The 19,666-nt window shown below is 68.8% G+C and carries 17 protein-coding genes; 8 read left to right on the forward strand and 9 right to left on the reverse strand.

The window, feature by feature from the left end:
* Positions 1–9 precede the first annotated feature (9 nt).
* Positions 10–372, reverse strand: a complete 363-nt coding sequence (locus AC1HFW_RS18085) for a glyoxalase superfamily protein (RefSeq protein ID WP_006392667.1) — start codon at positions 370–372, stop codon at positions 10–12.
* Positions 373–458: 86 nt separating this feature from the next.
* Here AC1HFW_RS18085 and AC1HFW_RS18090 point away from each other — a divergent pair, with 86 nt between their 5' ends.
* The gene (locus tag AC1HFW_RS18090) at positions 459–818 is read left to right on the forward strand and encodes a hypothetical protein (RefSeq protein ID WP_198485783.1); all 360 of its coding nucleotides are present in this window, start codon (positions 459–461) and stop codon (positions 816–818) included.
* Positions 819–954: 136 nt separating this feature from the next.
* On the opposite strand, the gene AC1HFW_RS18095 is transcribed toward AC1HFW_RS18090, so the two are convergent.
* The 5 genes from AC1HFW_RS18095 to AC1HFW_RS18115 form a co-directional block, all read right to left on the reverse strand.
* Positions 955–1,971, reverse strand: a complete 1,017-nt coding sequence (locus tag AC1HFW_RS18095) for a Bug family tripartite tricarboxylate transporter substrate binding protein (RefSeq protein WP_035359941.1) — start codon at positions 1,969–1,971, stop codon at positions 955–957.
* A 269-nt stretch (positions 1,972–2,240) separates the two neighbouring features.
* Positions 2,241–2,981 (reverse strand): amino acid ABC transporter ATP-binding protein, encoded by a 741-nt coding sequence (locus tag AC1HFW_RS18100; protein ID WP_006386910.1) that lies wholly within the window; start codon positions 2,979–2,981, stop codon positions 2,241–2,243.
* A gap of 60 nt (positions 2,982–3,041) precedes the next feature.
* Positions 3,042–4,145 (reverse strand): amino acid ABC transporter permease, encoded by a 1,104-nt coding sequence (locus AC1HFW_RS18105; RefSeq protein ID WP_479284695.1) that lies wholly within the window; start codon positions 4,143–4,145, stop codon positions 3,042–3,044.
* 1 nt (position 4,146) lies between these two features.
* The gene (locus tag AC1HFW_RS18110; RefSeq protein ID WP_061072561.1) at positions 4,147–5,337 is read right to left on the reverse strand and encodes an amino acid ABC transporter permease; all 1,191 of its coding nucleotides are present in this window, start codon (positions 5,335–5,337) and stop codon (positions 4,147–4,149) included.
* Between the two features lie 126 nt (positions 5,338–5,463).
* A complete protein-coding gene (locus AC1HFW_RS18115; RefSeq protein ID WP_006392661.1) occupies positions 5,464–6,480 on the reverse strand; it encodes an amino acid ABC transporter substrate-binding protein in 1,017 nt (338 codons plus the stop codon).
* A gap of 315 nt (positions 6,481–6,795) precedes the next feature.
* Here AC1HFW_RS18115 and AC1HFW_RS18120 point away from each other — a divergent pair, with 315 nt between their 5' ends.
* The 3 genes from AC1HFW_RS18120 to cheD all read left to right on the forward strand — a co-directional run bounded on the left by AC1HFW_RS18120 (position 6,796) and on the right by cheD (position 9,581).
* Positions 6,796–7,509: a cell division ATP-binding protein FtsE gene (locus AC1HFW_RS18120; RefSeq protein WP_006392660.1), complete on the forward strand. Its 714-nt coding sequence runs from the start codon at positions 6,796–6,798 to the stop codon at positions 7,507–7,509.
* Complete coding sequence (locus AC1HFW_RS18125) at positions 7,506–8,414, forward strand: cell division protein FtsX (protein ID WP_006392659.1); 909 nt, start codon at positions 7,506–7,508, stop codon at positions 8,412–8,414. The genes AC1HFW_RS18120 and AC1HFW_RS18125 overlap by 4 nt, the downstream gene beginning before the upstream one ends.
* A gap of 366 nt (positions 8,415–8,780) precedes the next feature.
* Positions 8,781–9,581, forward strand: coding sequence for a chemoreceptor glutamine deamidase CheD (gene cheD / locus AC1HFW_RS18130; RefSeq protein ID WP_035359938.1), 801 nt, complete (start codon positions 8,781–8,783; stop codon positions 9,579–9,581).
* 13 nt (positions 9,582–9,594) lie between these two features.
* Here the strand turns inward: cheD and AC1HFW_RS18135 are convergent, their stop codons facing one another.
* Positions 9,595–10,551, reverse strand: a complete 957-nt coding sequence (locus AC1HFW_RS18135) for a GlxA family transcriptional regulator (protein WP_479284702.1) — start codon at positions 10,549–10,551, stop codon at positions 9,595–9,597.
* Between the two features lie 316 nt (positions 10,552–10,867).
* Between AC1HFW_RS18135 and AC1HFW_RS18140 the strand changes: the two genes are divergently transcribed.
* Positions 10,868–11,557, forward strand: coding sequence for a M24 family metallopeptidase (locus tag AC1HFW_RS18140; RefSeq protein WP_238891191.1), 690 nt, complete (start codon positions 10,868–10,870; stop codon positions 11,555–11,557).
* A 75-nt stretch (positions 11,558–11,632) separates the two neighbouring features.
* Here the strand turns inward: AC1HFW_RS18140 and AC1HFW_RS18145 are convergent, their stop codons facing one another.
* A complete protein-coding gene (locus AC1HFW_RS18145) occupies positions 11,633–15,244 on the reverse strand; it encodes an indolepyruvate ferredoxin oxidoreductase family protein (protein WP_479284704.1) in 3,612 nt (1,203 codons plus the stop codon).
* A 170-nt stretch (positions 15,245–15,414) separates the two neighbouring features.
* On the opposite strand from AC1HFW_RS18145, the gene mutY reads away from it, so the two are divergent.
* Positions 15,415–16,482 (forward strand): A/G-specific adenine glycosylase, encoded by a 1,068-nt coding sequence (gene mutY, locus AC1HFW_RS18150; protein ID WP_479284706.1) that lies wholly within the window; start codon positions 15,415–15,417, stop codon positions 16,480–16,482.
* A 64-nt stretch (positions 16,483–16,546) separates the two neighbouring features.
* Here mutY and AC1HFW_RS18155 read toward each other — a convergent pair whose 3' ends face one another.
* Complete coding sequence (locus tag AC1HFW_RS18155) at positions 16,547–17,269, reverse strand: TetR/AcrR family transcriptional regulator (protein ID WP_061072568.1); 723 nt, start codon at positions 17,267–17,269, stop codon at positions 16,547–16,549.
* Between the two features lie 213 nt (positions 17,270–17,482).
* On the opposite strand from AC1HFW_RS18155, the gene AC1HFW_RS18160 reads away from it, so the two are divergent.
* The gene (locus AC1HFW_RS18160) at positions 17,483–18,742 is read left to right on the forward strand and encodes an alpha/beta fold hydrolase (protein ID WP_061072569.1); all 1,260 of its coding nucleotides are present in this window, start codon (positions 17,483–17,485) and stop codon (positions 18,740–18,742) included.
* Between the two features lie 23 nt (positions 18,743–18,765).
* Positions 18,766–19,659 (forward strand): VOC family protein, encoded by an 894-nt coding sequence (locus AC1HFW_RS18165; RefSeq protein ID WP_479284709.1) that lies wholly within the window; start codon positions 18,766–18,768, stop codon positions 19,657–19,659.
* Positions 19,660–19,666 lie beyond the last annotated feature (7 nt).

The following is a 19,666-nucleotide window of genomic DNA, read 5'->3' on the forward strand; positions in this document are numbered from 1 at the left end:
CCGCGCCGGTCAGTCGCGCGATTCGCAGAACGTCAGGCGGTTGCCGAACGGATCGGTCACTTGCAGCAGCCGGCCCCACGGCGCGTCCTCGACGCCAGGCCGCGCATAGCCATAGCGCCTGGCGATCAGTTCCGCCTGGTAGTCATCCACGCCCGTCGTGCGCACGAAGACGGCCGAGCCCGGCGTGGCGTCGCCATGGTGTTCGCTCAGGTGCAGCACCAGGTCGCCGCGATGCACCTGCGCGTACAGCGGCAGGCCCGGTTCGAAGCGATGTTCCCAGTCCCACTCGAAGCCGAGGAAATCCAGGTAGAACTCGCGCGCCTTGTCGACGGAAAAGATGCGCAGGATGGGGATGGCGGGGGACAAATGCATGATCTGGCCTTAGTATGCGAAGGGTCGCGCGCCCGCAATCCACGCAGGCGGCGCGCATCCAGCCAGCATAAATCAAACCGCTTGCCATGCCCGACGCCCAAGCCGCATCCTGGAAACACCTGCCCGCGCCGAAGAAGCGCGCCGCGCTGCCCTTCGACGCCACCTACACGGCCGACCAGTACGCGCGGCTGCGCCAGGGGCGCATCCCCGCGGAAATGGAAGACAAGTGGTTCATCTATCTCGACGATGGCGTGCTGCGCTTTCATCGCAGCTGGACCGGCATCTGGATCTACGCGCTGCGGCTGGAAGCCGCGGGCGACCAGTGGCGCGCGCATGACGCCTGGGTCAACCGCGAGGCCGACCAGTACGGCTGCACCGACCTGGACACCGACCGCAAGCTGCTGGCGCGGCTGGTGGACGGCCTGCTGGCCGCGCCACGCGAATGATCGAACCGCGGAAATGAGGCGGGCGCCGCGATCGCGGCGCCCGACGGAGACGCCGCCCGACGGATACGCCGCCCGACGGACAGGGGCGGCGCCGGGCCCGGTGCGCTCCAGCCGGAACGCGCCGGGCGCGCGAGCCTCAGTTCAGGCTGGCGCCGGAGATCTTGACGATCTCCTGGTACTTGGCCTTTTCGTTCTTGACGAACTCGGCGAAGGCTTCGGGCGTCATCGGCGCCGCTTCCGAACCCATCGTCAGCAGGCGTTGCTTGACGTCGGGCTGCTGCATCGCTTCCGAGTAGGCCTTGTTCAGCTTGGCCACGATCGGCGCGGGCGTGCCGCCGGTCGTGAAGACGCCGAACCAGGTGCCCAGGTCGAAGCCCTTGATGCCCGATTCTTCCACCGTCGGCACGTCGGCCAGCAGCGACGAGCGCTGGGCGGTGGTCACGGCCAGCGCCTTGACCTTGCCGTCCTTGATCAGCGGCGCCGAGGCCGCCAGGTTGTCGAACATGAAGTCCGACTGGCCCGACAGCAACGCCAGCTGCGCCGGCGCGGCGCCCTGGTAGGGGATGTGCTCGACGTTGATGCCGGCGCGCGCCTTGAGCAGTTCGCCCGACAGGTGGCCGGCGCTGCCGTTGCCGCCCGAACCGTAGTTCAGCTTGCCCGGGTTCTTCTTGGCGTAATCGATCAGGTCGGCCAGCTTCTCGATCTTGTTCTTGGTGGCGAACTCGACGTTCATCACCAGCACGTTCGGCACCGACGCCACGATAGTGACCGGGGCGAAGTCCTTCACCGGGTCATAGGGCAGGTTGGCGAACAGCCAGGGATTGATGGCGTGGGTCGCGACGGCGCCCATCACCAGGGTGTAGCCGTCGGCCGGGGCCTTGGCCACCAGGTCGGCGCCGATGTTGCCGCCGGCGCCCGAGCGGTTTTCCACCACCACGGGCTGGCCGAGCGAGCCGCGCACCTTCTCGGCCAGCATGCGGGCCATGGTGTCGAGCGGGCCGCCGGGCGGGTAAGGCACCACGAAGCGCAGCGGCTTGGTGGGGTAGTCGGTGGCCTGGGCCAGCGCGGGCGCGCCGAAGGACAGCGTGGCGGCCAGGGCCGCGGCGCCGCCCAGCAGGACGCGGCGCATGGCGCTACGGGGGGTCGGTTTCATCTCGTTTGCTCCTCTCATTGCATCAATGGCGGTCGGTAGCATACCGCAGTGGCATGAATGCCGTAACAAAGGGATACCAGGAGAACCGGGCGCTTTTCCCCGGACCGGCCGCCCGTTCCCGGGCCGGTCCGGGCGGCAGGAGGCCTTGCCGGGCCCGCTGGAATCGGCCGAAATCCGGGCCGCCCTGCCACGCAAGCGCCAAAGAAAAAACGCCTTCCGGGGAAGGCGTTTTCACGCTGGGCGCAGGGGCCGGGCAGGCCCGCCCGGCCTCAATGCAGGATCTGGCTCAGGAACAGCTTGGTGCGCTCGTTCTGCGGGTTGTCGAAGAACTCGTCCGGGCTGTTCTGCTCGATGATCTCGCCGCGGTCCATGAAGATGACGCGGTTGGCGACCTTGCGCGCGAAGCCCATTTCGTGGGTCACGCACAGCATCGTCATGCCGCTTTCCTGGGCCAGGTTGACCATCACGTCCAGCACTTCCTTGACCATTTCCGGGTCCAGCGCCGAGGTCGGCTCATCGAACAGCATGATCTTGGGGCTCATGCACAGCGAGCGGGCGATGGCCACGCGCTGCTGCTGGCCGCCCGAGAGCTGGCCGGGGAATTTCTTGGCCTGGTCCGGGATGCGCACGCGCTCCAGGTACTTCATGGCCGTGGCCTCGGCTTCGGCGCGCGGCTTCTTGAGCACCCACATCGGGCCCAGCGTCAGGTTCTCCAGCACCGTCAGGTGCGGGAACAGGTTGAAGTGCTGGAACACCATGCCGACGTCCTTGCGGATGGTCTCGATGTGCTTGAGGTCGTTGGTGAGCTCCGTGCCGTCCACGATGATGTGGCCTTTCTGGTGCTCTTCGAGCCGGTTGATGCAGCGGATCATGGTGGACTTGCCCGAGCCGGACGGCCCGCACACCACGATGCGCTCACCCGGCGCCACGTCCAGGTTGATGTTGCGCAGCACGTGGAACTGGCCGTACCACTTGTTCACGTCCTGCAGTCGAATGATGGCATCAGACATGCCTGTACTCCCGTAAATATCGCGTTGCGGGCCCGCCTGGGGCGGGCCCGCGGCAAGGTTCTATCGTGCGTGACCGGTGGCCAGGCGTTTTTCCAGCGCCTGGCTGTATTTGGACATGGAGAAGCAGAAGACGAAGTAGATCAGCGAGATGAACAGATACGCCTCCACCCCGAATCCGCGCCATGCCGCGTCGGACAGGGCCGCCTTGGCCGCCAGCGTCAGGTCGAAGATGCCGATGATCACCACCAGCGAGGTGTCCTTGAACAGCGCGATGAAGATGCTGACCAGCGGCGGGATCACGATCTTGAGCGCCTGCGGCAGGATGATCTTGCGCATCTGCTGCCAGTAGTTCAGGCCGAGCGAGTCGGCGCCTTCGTACTGGCCCTTGGGGATCGCCTGCAGGCCGCCGCGCACCGTTTCGGCGATATACGCGGCCGCGAACATGATGATCGCGATCTGCGCGCGCAGCAGCTTGTCGATGGAGAAGCCCTCGGGCAGGAACAGCGGCAGCATCACCGACGACATGAACAGCAGGCTGATCAGCGGCACGCCGCGGATCAGCTCGATGTACACGACGCACAGCGCCTTGATGGCCGGCATCTTCGAGCGCCGGCCCAGGGCCAGCAGCACGCCGATCGGGAAGGCGAAGGCGATGCCGAACGTCGACAGGATCAGCGTCAGCGGCAGGCCGCCCCAGCGCGCGTTCTCGACGTAGGTCAGGCCCAGCACGCCGCCCCACATCAGGATCGCCACGGCGGTCAGGCCGACGGTCCAGATGATGGCGAGCTTCCAGTTCCAGAAACGGCGGATGCCGCTGCACACGATCACCGCGACCAGGATGATGGTCGCGATCAGCGGGCGCCACTGCTCGTCGAACGGATAGGTGCCGAACAGGATCAGCCGGTGCTTCTCGATGATGAAGGCCCAGCAGGCCCCGCCCACGGAAGCGCGGCATTCCTGCGCGTTGGCGGCGGTGTAGTTGGCCTTGATGAAGGCCCATTCCACCAATGCCGGCACCGACATCAGCAGGAACCACGCCACCAGCACCGTGATCAGGATGTTCAGCGGCGAGGAGAACAGGCGCGAGCGCAGCCACGCCCACGCGCCGACATGGGTCTTGGGCGGCGGCAGCCCTTCGCTGGAGGTATGCGTAGTGCTGCTCATATCAACGCTCCACCAGCGCAATGCGCTTGTTGTACCAGTTCATGAAGATCGAGATCGACAGGCTGACCGTGAGGTACGCGCCCATGATGATGAGAATGCCCTCGATGGCCTGCCCGGTCTGGTTCAGCGTGGTGTTGACCACCGACACGATGTCCGGATAGCCGATGGCCACGGCCAGCGAGCTGTTCTTGGTGAGGTTGAGGAACTGGCTGGTCATCGGCGGGATGATGACGCGCAGCGCCTGCGGCAGCACCACCAGGCGCAACACCTGCTTGCGGCGCAGGCCCAGCGCGCCGGCGGCTTCCCACTGGCCGGTATTGACCGCCTGGATGCCCGAGCGCACCACTTCGGCGATGAAGGCCGAGGTGTAGATCACCAGGCCCGCCAGCAGCGCGGCGAACTCCGGCGACAGCGTCAGGCCGCCGCTGAAGTTGAAGCCCTTCAGTTCCGGCATGTCCAGCGTCAGCGACGCGCCGCTGACCAGCCAGCCGATCACCGGCAGGCCGATCAACAGGCCGATGGCCGCGCGGCCCAGCGGGAACACGTGGCCGGTGGCTTCCTGGCGCTTCTTGCCCCAGTGGCCCAGGAACAGGATGGCGACGATGGCCAGGCCGAGGCCGGCCAGCATCCAGTCGAGCGAGTTACCTTCCAGCGCCGGCACCTTCAGGCCGCGGTTGGAAATGAACACGCCCGGCAGCGGGTTGTGCGCCTGGCGCGGGCCTGGCATGTTCTCGGTGATGAGCGCATACCAGAAGAACAGCTGCAGCAGCAGCGGCACGTTGCGCATCACTTCGACGTAGACCGAGGTGATCTTGGCGACGAGCCAGTTCTTGGACAGCCGGCCGACGCCGATCAGCGTGCCGAGGATGGTCGCCAGCACGATGCCGAGCACGGCCACGCGCAGCGTGTTGAGCAGGCCCACCCAGATGGCGCGGCCATACGTATCGGCGGGGGTATAGGCGATGGGCGTTTCACCGATGGCGAAGCCGGCCTCGCGTTGAAGGAAACCGAAGCCCGTGGCGATGTTGCGCACGGACAGGTTGTGAAGCGTGTTTGAAACCAGGAACCACACCGCCGTGGCAACGGCGGCCAGTGCTATCACTTGATAGACCACCGCGCGCACGCCGGGATCGTTCCAGTTCAGACGCCGGGGGGGTGCCGAAATCGGGGCGTTTTTATTGGGAGTCGTCATGAATGAATCTACAGAAGTCGGACACCGGGCGGCTGGGCCCGAAAGACCGCGCCGCCCACTCCTGCCGCCCGCTCGAAGGCGGGCTAGGCATGGCGCCGCTGGGGCGCCATGCCGGGCAGCCGTGTGTTAGCGCACCGGCCAGCCGTACATCAAGCCACCTTGCTTATAGCTGGCGTTCAGGCCGCGGTCCAGCTTCATCGCGCTGCTCTTGCCGAGCGTGGCTTCGAAGCTTTCGCCGTAGTTGCCGACCTGCTTGATGATGTTGTAGGCCCACTTGTCGTCCACGCCCAGGTTCTTGCCCATGCCCGGGGTCACGCCCAGGATGCGCTGGATGTTGGGGTTGGTGCTCTTGGTCATTTCATCGACGTTGGCCTTGGTGATGCCGTATTCCTCGGCTTCCAGCATCGCGTTCAGCGACCAGCGGATCACGTTGAACCATTGCTCGTCGCCCTGGCGCACCATGGGGCCCAGCGGCTCCTTGGAGAAGTCTTCCGGCAGGATGATGAACTTGTCCGGATTCTCCAGCGTGGTGCGGGTCGAGGCCAGCTGCGACTTGTCGGTCGTGAAGGCGTCGCAACGGCCGGCCGAGAAGGCGCGGATGATTTCGTCGTACTTGTCGATCACGACGGGCTTGAATTCGATCTTCTGGCCACGGAACCAGTCGGCCAGGTTCAGCTCGGTGGTGGTGCCGGGCTGCACGCAGATGGTGGCGCCGTTCAGTTCCTTGGCGCTCTTGACGTTCAGGTCCTTGGAGACCATGACGCCCTGGCTGTCGTAGTAGTTCACGCCCACGCCGATCAGGCCCAGGGTGGTGTCGCGCGTCAGCGTGACGGTGGTGTTGCGGGTCAGCACGTCGATTTCGCCCGACTGCAGGGCGGTGAAGCGCTGCTGCGTATTCAGCGGCGTGACCTTGAACTTGCTGGCGTCGCCGAACATGGTGGCGGCGACGGCGCGGCACAGGTCCACGTCCAGGCCCTTGTATTCACCCTTGCTGTCCGCGATCGAGAAGCCCGGGATGCCGGTCGAAACGCCGCATTGGACAAACCCTTTCTTCTTGACGTTATCGAAGGTCGCACCCGCATTGGCAGCCGCGGACGCAGCGAACAGGGCGGTGCCAATGGCAGCGAGTTTCAGTACTTTCATCGTGATCTCCGTAGGGGTGTAGCGAAGCCGAACGCAAGGCCGGGTTGGGCTTTACGCATGGGGCGGATGGTAGCGTCCGCAAAGCGGCCTCCGCATCCGGGAATTCCCTTGAAATATAGGGACACTGGATGAAATCAAACGGGGTTTTGCGATAAAAACGGGGACACATTTTCGTTCGAAAAAACGTGTCCAACCGGTCACTTTTGCGCGGGGCCGGCGGTCACATCAGGACACTTTTTCCCGCAAGGGCCTTGCGCGGTTTTAGGCCAGCTTACTGTCCCCGAGTTAATATTGCGGCTTCATCCGACAGCCGCCATGATCGAATTCCAGCACGTATTCAAATCGTATGGCCGCGGCCGCAATATCCTGGCCGACATCAACTTCCGCGTGAGCGCGGGAGAGTTCGTTTTCGTGTCGGGGCCATCCGGCGCCGGCAAGTCGACCCTGCTCAAGCTGATCGGCGGGCTCGAGCCCGCCAGCCGCGGCTCGATCCAGGTCAACGGCCAGCGGCTCGACAAGCTGCCCGCCCGCGCCCGGCCCTACCTGCGCCGCGCCGTCGGCGTGATCCTGCAGGACACGCACCTGCTGTTCGATCGCAGCGCGTTTGAAAACGTGATGCTGCCGCTGGCCGTCACCGGCCACCCCGGCGACTCGGCCGCCGCGCGCGCCCGCGCCGCGCTGGACAAGGTCGGCCTGTCGGGCAAGGAAGATCTCAACCCCATCGAGCTGTCGGGCGGCGAGCAGCAGCGCCTGGCGATCGCGCGCGCCATCGTCAACCGGCCCGCCATCCTGATCGCCGACGAACCCACCGCCAACCTCGACCACGACAACGCGCAGCGCATCATGAATGTGTTCCGCGACTTCAACCGCGTCGGCGTCACCACGCTGATCGCCTCGCACGACCAGGAACTCATGGCGCGCTACGCCACCCGCACCCTGCGCATCGACCCCGGCAAGTTCGCCGACTCGCACGGCGCCGCCACGCCCCCGGCCGACGCCGGCCACGGCATCGCCGGAGAACCGGCATGAACGCCTGGCTGCGGCAGCATCGCTATGCGCTCATGGTCACCTTGCGCCGGCTGGTCAAGCAGCCGTTCTCGTCGCTCGCCAACCTGCTGGTGATGGCGCTGGCGCTGGCCCTGCCGCTGCTGGGCAGCGCCATCCTGGTGTCGGTGCAGCCGGTGGCGCGGCAGATGTCCGTCACCCCCGAAGTCACCGTCTTCCTGCGGGTCGACGCGCCGGCCGGCGCCGCCGCCGACATCGCCAAGCGCATCCAGGGCGAGTACGCCAACGACGTGCGCGCGGTGCGCGTGGTCGGTCGCGACGACGCCCTGGCCGACCTGCGCGCCAACCCCGCCTGGCAGCAGGCGCTGGCCGTGCTGCCCGGCAACCCCCTGCCCGACGCGGTGGTGGTGACCCTGGCCGAAGGCGAAGACCTGGCCGGCCGCGCCGACAAGCTGGCGCAGGCCTGGAAACAATGGAACCAGGTGGACCTGGTGCAGCTGGACAGCGCCTGGGTCCAGCGGCTGGAGGCCATCCTGCGCTTCGCCCGCATCGGCCTGGGCTTCCTGGCCGCCTGCGTGGCGGTGGTGGTGCTGGCCACGGTGTTCAACACCGTGCGCATGCAGGCCCTGTCGCAGCGCGAGGAAATCGCGGTGGCGCGGCTGGTGGGCGCCACCGAGTCGTTCGTGCGGCGGCCGTTCCTGTACCTGGGCGCGCTGTCCGGCGCCCTGGCCTCGCTGCTGGCGATCGGCGTGGCGGCGGTGGCGCTGTCGCCGCTGAACAACGCCCTGCTCGGCCTGGCCCGCAGCTATGGGGCGGAATTCGCCCTGCATTTGCCCGGCGCCCCCGTGCTGCTGACGGCCATCGTGGCCTCGGCCGCCCTCGGCGCGCTGTCGGCCCGCTGGTCCGTGACCCGCAGCACGCGCTTCTAAACCCGCGTATAGCCCCCCTTCTTCCCCGTGATCCGGGGAACGGCCCCGCCCGACCCTGGTTAGGATGGAAGCACCATCCCGGCAATGGCCGCGCGCGGACCGGCCGCCGGGGTGCGTCAGTCCCGTGTCACGGGCTGTGCCGGCGCCGCAAGACGCCCACGAATCCAGCCGGATGGCCCGCATTACGGGCAAACGGCCATATTTATCAGGGACATAACAAAGTCGCGGTTACACAGGTTTTCCCCCTATTACAGGCCAGATGTGTAAGAATAAAGCGTCATTTTTCTTCATATTTTGAAACGTTTACAGTCCCACCGAGCGCTGCCTTCGTGTCCCAATCGTTGTTCTTGCCCTTGATTCCGTTCCATGGTCGCCCGTCTTGAAGCCCGTGCGACGCGCCATTACTTCGATAGCGCGTTCCAGTCTCAGGCGGTGAAGGTACTCCCCAACGAGTACTACGTCACCGACGAAGACATCATGATCTCGACCGTGCTCGGGTCGTGCGTGGCCGCCTGCATCCACGATCCCGTCACCGGCGTGGGCGGCATGAACCACTTCATGCTGCCCGAGGGCGACATGCAGTCGCCCGCCTCGGCCACCATGCGCTATGGCGCCTTCGCCATGGAAGTCCTGATCAACGAACTGCTCAAGGCCGGCGCGTCGCGCGACCGCCTCGAGGCCAAGGTGTTCGGCGGCGGCGCGGTGCTCTCCGCCATGCAGCAGATGAACATCGGCGAACGCAACGGCCAGTTCGTGCTGAACTACCTGCGCACGGAAGGCATTCCGGTCAAGGCGCAGGACCTGGGCGACGTGCATGCGCGCCGCATCAACTACTTCCCGCGCGATGGCCGCGTGATGGTCCGCAAGATGGCGCCGCACCACCAGCGCGCCGAAGAGATCATCGCCAAGCGCGAACAGGCCGCCGCCGAAAGCGTGCAGGCCAAGACCCACAGCCCGCCGCGGGTCGAACGCTTCGCGCGGCCCGGCGTGGAACGCTTTGACCGCCCCGCCGCCCGTCCGGGCGTGGAACGTTTCGATCGCCCCGGCGTCGAGCGTTTCGACCGGCCGGGAGTCGAGCGCTTCGACCGTCCCGCCACGCGTCCCGGGGTGGAACGCTTCGACACCGGTGTCACCCGCCGCCGCAAGCCGGAAACCGCGGGCGGCTGAGCCCGCCGCCGCGTCAGCAGCCGAAGCTGGCGCGGTACTGGCTGGGCGACACGCCCAGCCGCCGCTGGAACACCTCGCGCAGGTGCCGCGCATCGCGAAAGCCGCAATCGAACGCCACGGTCTTGAGCGGCGCCGACGCGCGCTCCAGCCGCGCGCGGGCCGCGTCCACCCGGACGCTTTCGACGAAATCCGCCGGCGTGACGCCCGCATCCCGCAGGAACACCCGAGAGAAGTTGCGGCGGCTCATGTTGGCCACCGCCGCCAGCGCATCCACGCCGAGGTCGTCGGCCAGGTGCCCCAGCACGTACTGCTGCACCTGCGCCACCGCCGAGGTCTCCTCGACGAAAGGCGTGAGGAACGGGCTGAACTGCGATTGCCCGCCCGCGCGCTGCATGAACACCACCAGCCGCTTGGCCACGTTCAGCGCCACCTCCGGCCCGTGGTCCTGCGCCACCAGGTACAGCGCCAGGTCGATGCCGGCGGTCACCCCCGCCGACGTGTGCAGGCGACCGTCCTGCGCGTACAGGCGGTCGGTCTCGACCCGCAGGTCCGGATAGCGCGCCGCCAGCGCCGGCGCGTCGTTCCAGTGGGTGGTGACCGTGGCGCCGGCGGGCAGGCCGGCGCGCGCCAGCAGGAAGACGCCATTGCAGATCGAGCCGTAGCGCTCGGCCCGCTCGCAGGCCGCGCGCAGCCAGGCCAGCGCGTCGTCCGATTCCCGCGCCGCCGGCAGGCCCGGGCCGCCGGCCGCCAGCAGCAGATCGGGCACGTCCGCGACCTCGGCGTAGTGGCGCTGCGGCGTCAGCAGCATGCCGTTGGAACAGGGCACCGCGCCGCGCGTCAGGCCGATCAGTTCCATCCGGTACTGGCGCGCGGGCAGCAGGAAGCGGTTGGCCTCGGCGAACACGTCCAGCGGTCCGCTGACGTCCAGCGACTGCACGCCGGGAAACACGAGGATGGCGACGGATTTCATGGGCTCGGAAGGAGAGAGGGTGGGCGCGGCACGGCGCTGCCACCGCGGCACCGGCCGCCGCAGCATCGGCCGCCGCGGCAACAACGCCGCCGCCAGGCGCTACCTTAGCCCAAGCCCGCCAGCATGCCGATCCCCCCGCTCCGGGCCTGGCCGCAAACCGTGCCACGGCGGCCGCAATCCGCCGCCCTCCCGGGCCTTGGCCGCCGGATGCGCCATGCTGGCCGGAATCCGTCCCGCGCGGCGCTGGCCCGTGGCCGAGCGTCCGCGCAGACTGCCTTGCATCGCCCTCCGGGCTCGCCACGCAAGGAAACGCATCATGCAAACGCCCTCCCCCGACCCCAGCGAACGCGTCGGTCCCGCCTTTTCCGTCGACGGCATGCTGCTGGCCCGCGACAAGACGCGCCAGGCCATCGAGGACATCGCCGCGCGCATCCGCCCCGGCATGATCGAGGAAGACGCCGTCGCCATGGCCAAGCAGACCCTGATCGACGCCGGCCTGGCGCTCAGCTGGCATCCCACCCGCGTGCGCTTCGGCGCCAACACCATGAAGGCCATGCGCCAGGCGTCCGCGCCCGGCGTGGCGCTGGGCGAGCACGACATCTTCTTTCTCGACATCGCCCCGCGCCTGGACGCCTGGGAAGGCGATGGCGGCAAGAGCTACGTGGTGGGCGATGACCCCGGGCAGGCGCGCTGCGCGCGCGACGCCGAGGCGCTGTTCCACGACGTGCGCGGCGTCTGGCTGCGTGAGCGGCTGAGCGGGCAGGCGCTGTACGCCTATGCCGACCGCCAGGCGCGCGCCATGGGCTGGGAACTGAATTTCGACCTGCCCGGCCACCGCGTGTCCGACTTCCCGCACGCGGCGATCCACACCGGCTCGCTCGCCGACCTGGCGATCAGCCCGTCGGAGATGCGCTGGATCCTGGAGATCCACCTGCGCGATCCGCAGGGCCGCTACGGCGCGTTCTTCGAGGACATGCTGCTGGACGACGCGCACTATCCGGCGTGAAGGCCGCGCTCGGCGGACGGCCCCTGCGGCGGACCCGGCGGCCGCCCCGCGCCGCCGGCCGCCGCCCCGCCCCCGCTACGCCGCCCGCGCGCCCCCGATCGACACCACGTTGGCGCTGAAGTCCTTGAGCAGGGCCTCGCGCCGCGCGGCGGCCTTTTCCATGGCCGCCTCCTTCACGTGGCCATAGCCGCGGATCTCTTCCGGCACGCTGGCCAGCGCCACCGCGCGGTCGAGGTTGCCGCGGTTGAGCTTGGACAGGATCGCGGTCAGCGTCTCGCGGTACTCGCTCGCCAGCTCGCGCTCGGCGCGGCGTTCGCGGGTGTAGCCGAACGGGTCCAGCCGCGTGCCGCGCAGGCGCTTGCAGCGCGCCAGCAGGCGGAACACCCGCAGCATGCCGGGGCCGTAGGCCTTCTTGACCAGGTGGCCGTCCGGGCCGCGGCGCGCGAACAGCGGCGGCGCCAGGTGGAAGCGCAGCTTCCAGTCGCCCTCGAACTGCTCGCCGATGCGCTTGAGGAATTCGCCGTCGGTATACAGCCGCGCCACCTCGTATTCGTCCTTGTAGGCCAGCAGCTTGAAGTAGTAGCGCGCCACCGCCAGCGCCAGGCGCTGGGTGCCCGTGGCCTCGTGCTCGGCGTGCGCCACCTTGTCCACCAGGTCGGTGTACTGCCTGGCGTAGGCCGCGTCCTGGTATTGCGTCAGGAAGGCGCGGCGCGTCTCGACCAGGCGCTCCAGTTCGCCGGCCGGCTTCTTCAGTTCCACTACCGGGCTGGCCGCGCGCGGACGGCGGATCTCGATGATGCCGTCCGGATGCGCCGGCGCGCCGCCATTGGCCAAGAGGCGCGTGACGCCGGCCAGGTCATGCGCGGCGCGGCGGCCCCAGGCGAACGCGGCCAGGTTGTTGGGCACCTGCTGGCCGTTCAGCTCGATGGCGCGCAGCAACGACTCGCGCGACAGCGGCAGCCAGCCCTTCTGGTAGGCGTAGCCCATCATCAGCGGGTTGGAGTAGATGGCGTCGCCCAGCAGCCCCACGGCCAGCGCCGACGCATCCACCGTGTGCAGGTTGTCCTTGCCACAGGCGGCCTGCAGGTCCGCCGTCAGGTTGGCGCCCGGCAGCGTCCAGTCCGGGTTGGTCACGAATGCCGCGGTGGGCGCGGTGTCGCTGTTGAGCAGCGCGCGCGAGCGGCCCGGACGCAGCCGCGCCATGGCGTCGGCGCTGGTCGCCACCACCAGGTCGCCGGCCAGCATCAGGTCGGCCTCGCCCATCGCCACGCGCGTATTCATCAAGTGGTCCGGCGTCTGCGCCAGCACCACGTGCGAATAGACCGCCCCGCCCTTCTGCGCCAGGCCGGCCATGTCCAGCACCGAACAGCCCTTGCCTTCCAGGTGCGCCGCCATGCCCAGCAGCTGGCCGATGGTGACCACGCCGGTGCCGCCGACACCGGCGATGAACACGCCATAGGCCTGCGCCAGCGCCGGCAACGCCGGTTGCGGCACGTCGTCGTCGACCGCGCCTTCCGGCGCCAGCGCGCGCGGCTTCCTGAGCTTGCCGCCTTCCACCGTGACGAAGCTGGGGCAGAAGCCCTTCAGACAGGAGAAGTCCTTGTTGCAGCTGGACTGGTTGATGGCGCGCTTGCGGCCGAACTCGGTCTCCAGCGGCTCCACCGACAGGCAGTGCGATTTCTGCGAACAGTCGCCGCAGCCTTCGCACACGCGTTCGTTGATGACCACGCGCCGCGCCGGGTCGGGATAGGCGCCGCGCTTGCGGCGGCGGCGCTTCTCGGTGGCACAGGTCTGGTCATAGATCAGCACCGACACGCCGGGGTGTTCGCGCAGTTCGCGCATCACCGCGTCCAGCTCGTCGCGGTGCCTGACCGGCACGCCCGGCGCCATGCCGGCCATGCCCTGGTATTTCTCCGGTTCGTCGGTCACCACCACGATCCTGTCGATGCCCTCGGCCGCCACCTGGCGGCTGATCATCGGCACGCTGATGGGGCCGTCCACCGGCTGCCCGCCGGTCATGGCCACCGCGTCGTTGAACAGGATCTTGTAGGTGATCGGCGCCTTGGCCGCCACGGCCGCGCGGATCGCCAGCAGGCCCGAATGGAAGTAGGTGCCGTCGCCGAGGTTGGCGAACACGTGCTTTTCCTCGGTGAACGGCGCCTGGCCCAGCCACGGCACGCCCTCGCCGCCCATCTGCGTGTAGACCTGGGTATTGCGGCCCATCCAGGTCACCATGTAGTGGCAGCCGATGCCTGCCATGCCGCGCGAGCCGTCCGGCACCCGCGTCGAGGTATTGTGCGGACAGCCCGAACAGAACCACGGCTTGCGGTCTTCCACCACGCGCGGACGCGCCAGCGCCTGTTCGCGGCCGGTGATGAAGGCCAGCCGTGCCTCGATGCCGGCGCGCACGTCCGCCGGCAACTCGAAGCGCAGCAGGCGCGCGGCGATGGCCTTGGCCACCATCGCCGGCGAAAACTCGTAGTGCGCCGGCAGCAGCCAGTTGCCCTGCGGCACCGACCACTCGCCGCCGTCCTTGTCGTCGAACTTGCCGACCACGCGCGGGATCTTCTTGCCGCTGCCGATCCAGCTGAACAGTTCTTCCTTCAGCTGGTATTCGAGCACCTGGCGCTTTTCCTCGACCACCAGGATCTCGTCCAGGCCATCGGCGAAGCGCGCCATGCCGGTGGACTCCAGCGGCCACACCATGCCGACCTTGAACAGGCGCAGGCCGATGCGCTGGCACACCGCCTCGCTCAGCCCCAGGTCGGACAGCGCCTGGCGCGTGTCCAGGTAGGCCTTGCCCGAGGTCATGATGCCGAAGCGCGCGTCGCGCGCCGGCACCTGCCACAGTTCGCGGTTCAGGTTGTTGGCGCGGGCGTAGGCCAGCGCCGCGTAAAGCTTGTAGTCCAGCAGCCGCGCCTCCTGCTGCAGCGGCGTGTCCGGGATGCGGATGTTCAGGCCGTCCGGCGGCAGCCGGAAATCCTCGGGCAGCACGATCTGCACGCGATACGGATCCACGTCCACCGAGGCCGACACCTCGACGATGTCGGTGATGCATTTCATGCCGACCCAGACGCCGGCATAGCGGCTCATGGCCCAGCCGTGCAGGCCGTAGTCCAGCACCTCCTGCACGCTCGACGGGAACAGCGCCGGGATCATGCAGGCCTTGAGGATGTGGTCGCTCTGGTGCGGCAGCGTCGACGACTTGGCCGGATGGTCGTCGCCGGCCACCACCAGCACGCCGCCATGCGGCGAGGTGCCGGCGGCGTTGGCGTGCTTGAACACGTCGCCGCAGCGGTCCACGCCCGGGCCCTTGCCGTACCACATGCCGAACACGCCGTCGTACTTGGCGCCGGGGAACAGGTTGACCTGCTGCGTGCCCCACACCGCGGTGGCCGCCAGGTCCTCGTTGATGCCCGGCTGGAACTCGACGTGGTGCGCCTTCAGGTACTTGGCCGCCTTCCACATGTTCTGGTCGACCCCGCCCAGCGGCGAGCCCCGGTAGCCCGACACGAACCCGGCCGTGTTCAGCCCGGCGCGCAGGTCGCGCAGCCGCTGCATCATCGGCAGGCGCACCAGGGCATGGATGCCGCTCATCCAGGCGCGGCCGCTTTCCAGGGTGTATTTGTCGTCCAGCTGGACGGATTCGAGCGCCGCGCGCAGCGCGGGCGTGAGGGGGGCATTCATGTCTACTCCGAGGGTCGTGGAACGCCCGCGGCAGCCAACGCACCACGCCCTCTTGAAGCGCATGCGGGCAAGCGGCGGGAGGTGAATTCCGGGCGCTCGATGCGCCTCTGTCCTACGGTTGTAACCGCTCGCCCCACCCCCGGCAATAGGGCGATGCGATAATTGCGGGCATGGACTTCGCCCCTCGCATCGTCGCCTGGCAACGCCAGCACGGCCGCCACGATCTCCCCTGGCAAAACACCCGGGATCCCTACCGCATCTGGCTCTCCGAGATCATGCTGCAGCAGACGCAGGTGGCCACGGTGATCCCCTACTACGAACGCTTCCTGCAGCGCTTCCCCGACGTCGCCGCGCTGGCCGCCGCCGCCCAGGAAGACGTGATGCCCTACTGGGCCGGCCTGGGCTACTACGCCCGCGCCCGCAACCTGCACCGCTGCGCCCAGGAAATCGCGCGCGACTGGAACGGCCGCTTTCCGCCCACCGCCGAAGCCATCGCCACCCTGCCCGGCATCGGCCGCTCGACCGCCGCCGCCATCGCCGCCTTCGCCTACGGCGAGCGCTCGCCGATTCTCGACGGCAACGTCAAGCGCGTCTTCACCCGCCAATTCGGCATCGCCGGCGACCCCGCCAAGCGCGAGATCGAACAGCGCCTGTGGGCCCTGGCCGACGCCCAGGTCGAGGCCGCGCCCGACCTTGACATGGCCGCCTACACGCAAGGCCTGATGGACCTGGGCGCCACCCTCTGTACGCGCGGCAAGCCGGCCTGTGAGCGCTGCCCGGTCGCCGACACCTGCGTCGCCAGGCGCGAAGGCCGCCAGGCCGAACTGCCCACGCCCAAGGCGCGCAAGGCGATTCCGGAACGCGAGACCGCCATGCTGGTGCTGCAATGGCGCGGCGCCTATCTGCTGCAGCAACGGCCCGAACCGGGCATCTGGGGCGGGCTGTGGAGCCTGCCGGAATTCGAAGTGGCCGGCGACCCCGGCGCCGCGTCGCGGGCCCTGGGGCTGGAGCCGGAACGGCACAGCGCCCTGGCGGCTTTCTCGCATACCTTCACGCACTACCGGCTGCATGTCCGGCCCTGGTGGGTCGAGGTGCGCGCGGCCAGCCTGCGCGACGGCCATCCGCCGACGCGCTGGGTCGCGCCCGACGAGCTGGCGGCCACGGCGCTGCCGGCGCCGGTGAAGAAGCTGTTGCTGGGACTGGCGCAGGCCAACGCGGCGCACGGCACGCTGTTCTGAGCGTCGCCCGCGCCCGCCCCGCGCTTGCCGGCCGCTGCCGGCAGGCGCGCCCGGCTGGGCGGCCCTAGCGGGGTTCGCGGTCCGCCGGCGCGTCCGGCAGGACCAGCTTCTCCAGGTAGGCCAGGTCTTCGCGCAGCAGGCGCAGCGATTCGCTCACGTCGGGGCTGCGCGGCCGCCGCGCCTCGTCGCGCAGCAGTGAACGCACCGCCATGTCCGCCATGATGGCCGAGACCTCGGCGCGGCTGAGCCTGCCGTCCGGCTTGTACCACCAGGCCGACCAGTTGCACATGCCGATCAGGCTGACCGCCGCAATGTGCGGATCCACCATCCGGAACTGGCCGTCCCGCACCCCTTTCTCGATGACCGTGCTGAAGTTCTCCAGCAGGCTGCGCCGCGCCGCCTGCAACGCCGCGCGCTGCTTGGGGGTCATGTCGCCCTCGGTGCGGTCGGCCACGCGGAATTCCGCCGGACGCGACAGGATCAGGTCGGCGTGCCGGGCCACCAGGGCCCCCAGCGCCTGCACCGGATCCAGATCGTCGCGGGCCACGGTTTCGCCGGCCAGCTTGCGCGCCGTGTTCAGGACTTCCTCGGTCAAGGCCCGCAGGATCGCGTCCTTGCTCTTGAAGTAGTAATAGACCGCGGTGCGGCTCAAGCCCAGGGTCTCGGCGATGTCCTGGATGCTGGTGCCGCCGGTGCCGCGCTCGATGAACAGCGTCGCCGCGGCATCGAGTATGGCGCTGCGCAGCGCTTCGCCCTTCAGGGTTCCCTTGGTGCTTGGTTCGGTCACGGTTGCGGTTTTCCTTCAAAGGCCGCCCAACACGGCTCGGGCGAATTATGTCATCCGCGAGATCGGCGGGCCCCCGCCAGCGGGGTCCGCACGGTGCGGACATCCGTCCGATTTGACCACAGTGTCAGTTTTTCGACTTTGATTGACATCAAAGTCAAATATTTGTCTAATCTGACGAAACCAGCCCCGCAACGACTATCCAAGGAGACGGATATGACGTCCGGCACCCCATCGAGCCAGGTCACCGCCGGCTTTCTGAATACCGACTGGAACCCGCGCGACCTGCCGCCGGGCGCCACCACCCGCAATACCGTCCTGCGCACCGCCGACGGCGCGGCCACCTCCGGATCGCTCTACCTGCCCGCGGGGCCGCGCCCCGACACCGTGGTCTGCGTCATGCACCCGCGCGAATTCATGGCCTGCCACTACCTGATCCCCGACATAGTCGCGGCGGGCTGCGCGGCCTGGTCGCAAGGCGCCCGCTCGGTCGGCAACGACCTGCGGCTGGAGCACGAAACCGCCCTGCAGGACGTGGCGGCGGGCCTGCGCCACCTGCGCGAGCAAGGGTTCAAGCACATCATCCTGCTGGGCAATTCCGGCGGCGCCGGGCTGTACGCCTTCTATGCCCACCAGGCCGGCCTGCCGCCGTCGCAACGGGTGGCGCGCACGCCCGGCGGCAAGCGCAGCGGGCTGGCGGACCTGGACATGCCCGCGATCCACGGCATGGTCCTGGTCGGCCCGCACCCCGGCCAGGGCGCGCTGCTGCTCAACGCCATCGACCCGTCCGTCGCCGACGAAAACGACGCGCTGTCGGTGGCGCCGGAACTGGATCCGCTGGCTCCCGCCAACGGCTATCGGCCCGGCGGCCAGGCCCGCTATGCACCCGACTTCGTCGAGCGCTACCGCGCCGCGCAGCGCCAGCGCGTGGCGCGGCTGGACGCCCTGGCGCGGCGGATGATCGACGACCGCATGCAGGCGCGCGCGGCGCTCAAGGAGCAGGCCGCGCCCACCCCCGAACTGCGGCGCCAGGCGGCCCACACGCCCGTGCTGGTGGTCTGGCGCACCGATGCGGACCTGCGCTGCCTGGACCTGACGCTGGATCCTTCCGACCGCCACCCCGGGTCGCTGTGGGGCAAGGATCCCTACGCCTCGAACTACGGCGCGGTGGGCTTCGCGCGCTTCTGCACGCCGGAAAGCTGGCTGTCCACCTGGTCCGGCCTGTCGTCCAACGCCAGCCTGGCGCGCACCGCGCAGGGCATCGTCCAACCCACCCTGGTCATCGAATACACCGGCGACCAGGCCTGCTTTCCCGCCGACGTGCGCGCCATCCACGACGCGATTCCCGCGGCGGACAAGACCCACCTGCGCATCCGCGGCGACCACCATGGCCGCGCGCTCGCCGACGGCGAGGAGCCCGGCCGCTATGCCGCCGGCCGCGAGCTGGCGGCCTGGCTGCGCGCGCGCTTCCTGTAATCGAAACTTCCCCGGAGCCCACCATGACCTCCCCCGCTTCCTCCCCGCTGCGCCTGCACGGCGTGGATCACACCGCCCGGCCCACCTGGCGCCTGCGCGAGACGGTGCATTTCTACCGTGACGTCCTCGGCCTGCCGCTGGTGCACGTCATCTCGGCGCGCGGCTGGGGCCCCGCGACCCACCCCGATTTCCTGCACTTCTTTTTCGACAGCGGGCGCGGCAGCACCATCGCCTTCTTCTACTACCTGGGCGCCGAGGAACCGCCGGCCATGCAAGGCCGCGCCGCGATGCGGCCGCTGCCCGAGGACCACGTCTCCGACGCCACCCACACCGCCTGGCTGGTGGAAAGCGAGGCCGAACTGCATGCCTGGAAACAGAAGCTGCAGGACGCCGGCCTGGACGTCTCGGTCGAGACCCGCCACGAGGTGATCGAGTCGATCTACGTGCGCGACCCGAACGGCTACTTCATCGAATTCACCCGCAAGCTGCGTCCGCTGGCCGGCATCGACGCGACCGACGCCGCGCTGACGCTGCAGGCCGCCATGCAGGCCGAGGCGGAAGCCGAATCCCGCGGCGGCCGCGTCGAACACGTGGACGACATCTGGGCGCGCAAGGCGGCGCTGCTGGAGGCAAGCCTGGCGCCGGTCCCGGAGCGTGACGCGGCTGGCCTGCGGATCTTCGTGCCGCGGGTCGAGGAATTCTCGCCGTTGATCGCCGATGCCTCGCGCCGCGACGACTGCGCCGTGGTGCCCTACGACGAATTCGACTGCATCTTGGCCAACGGCCCGCTGGAATTCCGCCGCAAGACGCTGGGCCTGAAGCCGGCGGTCTGGTATGGCCTGTTCACGGGCGGCGTGCGCGGCGAGATCGAGGTGTTCGACCGCGATCGCGTGCAGATCGCGCCGGCAGGCCGCTAGCGCCGCG

Source organism: Achromobacter sp. ISS7, from assembly GCF_056523125.1.